This window comes from Ellagibacter isourolithinifaciens, assembly GCF_008831035.1.
Classification (GTDB): Bacteria; Actinomycetota; Coriobacteriia; order Coriobacteriales; family Eggerthellaceae; genus Ellagibacter; species Ellagibacter isourolithinifaciens.
The window spans coordinates 1-2,237 of sequence record NZ_WAJR01000055.1 but is presented as its reverse complement, the minus strand read 5'-3'; the positions used below and the strand labels follow the sequence as shown (position 1 = coordinate 2,237).

Genomic DNA, 2,237 nt, shown 5'->3' with positions numbered 1-2,237 from the left:
CCCCAGCCCTGACCCCACGCCTGCGCCCACGCCCGACCCGCAGCCCCAGTACCGCGGGTTCGTCGACGTCCCCGCCGACTCCTGGTATGTCGAAAGCGGCGTGTTCGACTACGCGCTCGACCACGGTCTCATGAAGGGGTACAGCGACGGCTCGAACAGGTTCGGCCCCGACGATTCGATTACCCGCGCGATGGCCGTGACCGTTCTTTGGCGGATGGCCGGCGAGCCCGCATGCGAGGCTGCCGATTTCGATGACGCCGACTACTCAGAGGAATCGTGGTACAAAGACGCCGTACGCTGGGCGCGTGCGAGCGAGGTCGTCAAAGGTTACGAGGGGACGAACTGCTTCGGCCCGAACGACCCCGTTACGCGCGAGCAGCTCGCTGTGATGGTCGCGAGGTTCGCGAGCACCGTTTCCCATATCGACACATCGAGCACGGGCGCGGCGCTCGCGGCGAAGCCGGATGCGGCTTCCGTGAGCGATTGGGCGCGCGATGCAGTCGCCTGGTCGGTTGACCAGGGCATTCTCGGCGGGGCCTCAATCATCGACCCCCAGGGGACCGCCACTCGCTGCCAAGGGTGCAAGATGCTCTCCATCGCGCACAAGATCATCGGCAACCAAGGCGCGAGCCATGGGGAAGCCCGCGTCCACTTCATCGACGTTGGGCAGGGCGACAGCGGGTTCATCGAGCTGCCGAACGGCAAGACGATGCTCGTAGACGCGGGCACGACCGAGAGCGGTGAGAAGGTCGCAAGCTACATCGCCGGGCTCGGCTACTCGCGCATCGACTATATCGTCGCCACGCACCCCCATGAGGACCACATCGGCGGGATGGCGCGCGTGCTGAGAGGCTTCGATATTGGCGAGATTTGGATGCCGCGCGCGACATCGAACACCGCCACCTTTGAAGGGCTGCTCGACGTGATCGCCGAAAAGGGTATCCCCGTCAACGCGGCGGAGGAAGGGAAGATCATCTGCTCCGACGAAGGCTTTTCGGCGACGATTCTCTCGCCATTCGAGACGTCGTATTCCGACCTCAACGACTGGTCGGTCATTCTCGAACTTGACGTGGGGGCAAGGTCCTTTCTCTTCACGGGCGACGCCTCGTCCAGCGTTATCGGGAAGGCGTGCGGCCACCACGTCGACGTGCTGAAGGTCGGCCACCACGGGTCGAGAACGTCGACGACGCGGCAGCTCGCAGAGACGCTTTCGCCCGACTGGGCAGTGATTTCGGTAGGGGCGGGCAACTCGTACGGTCACCCGTCCGAAGAGGTTCCCTCCGCGCTCTCGGGGGTCGCTCACTTGCTGCGTACGGACCTCGACGGCACGGTGACGCTCAGCTGCGATGGTGAGACGATACGCCGCGCGGCGTAGGGAAGGGGAGGCATGGACGACGCGATTTACGTCATCGACCGCATTGAGGAGGGCATCGCCGTCCTCGTGCGCGATTCGGGCGAGAAGATGGAAGTCCCTCTTTCGGGCCTGCCTTCAGGTGCGCACGAGGGTTCGTGCCTGCGCCCCTGCGAGCGCGGGTTCGCCCTCGATGAAGGGGAGGAAGCCACGCGCAAGCGCCGAATCGAGCGGAAGCTCAACGCGCTCTTCGTTGACTAGTTGAGGATCTGCGCCTCGTTCTCTTTTGACGATTGAGGCGTACGCGCTGTCGAGCAGTCAAGCTGAGTGAGCAGGCCAGCTCGACAGCTCGACCATTAGGCCAGGATTCTTCGGTATCCTCCTGATATCAGATAGGTACCTTGTTTTCTCTCGCAAAAGTACACCGCGAACACGAGATTCTGGCACGAAAACCGAGGTATCCCACGGATGGAGCCTCGGCTTGGGAGGTTGTTGCAGGTTGACGGCTTCCTCTCGACAAGAAACCCCAGGCCGCGCACTCAGGCAACCCAGAGACGCTCTCTGATCCTCGCATTCCCCGTGGGACACCTCGGTTTTCGTGCCAGAATCGGCCTTCGTGAGTGCACTATTAGGTGGCACGGCGGAGTAAAAGAAAGGACAAAGCTGCCAATCTGATAAAGATCCCGTCCCGACAGAGAGCTTCGAGATTCCTTCGGTTGCTTCTCCGCATGATCATTCAGGGACAGCGCTCATAAAAATAGGTAGTGTCCCGAATGTTGGTGTAGAGCTCGGTTCTCGAGGGTAGCCGCAGGCTGCCCGAGGAGCCGAGAATCACCTAGAATGCCGTCATTCTAGCGCATGCTACGCCGCCTTCCTGCCGGGAATC

The 2,237-nt window shown here is 62.2% G+C and carries 2 protein-coding genes; both read left to right on the top strand.

Annotated features, from left to right (window positions below; translation table 11 throughout):
• Positions 1-1,375 (top strand): S-layer homology domain-containing protein (locus F8C90_RS10680; protein WP_158050485.1); only part of this gene is annotated, 1,375 nt, incomplete at its 5' end.
• A gap of 12 nt (positions 1,376-1,387) precedes the next feature.
• Positions 1,388-1,612, top strand: a complete 225-nt coding sequence (locus F8C90_RS10675; protein WP_158050484.1) for a DUF3006 domain-containing protein — start codon at positions 1,388-1,390, stop codon at positions 1,610-1,612.
• Positions 1,613-2,237: the final 625 nt, after the last annotated feature.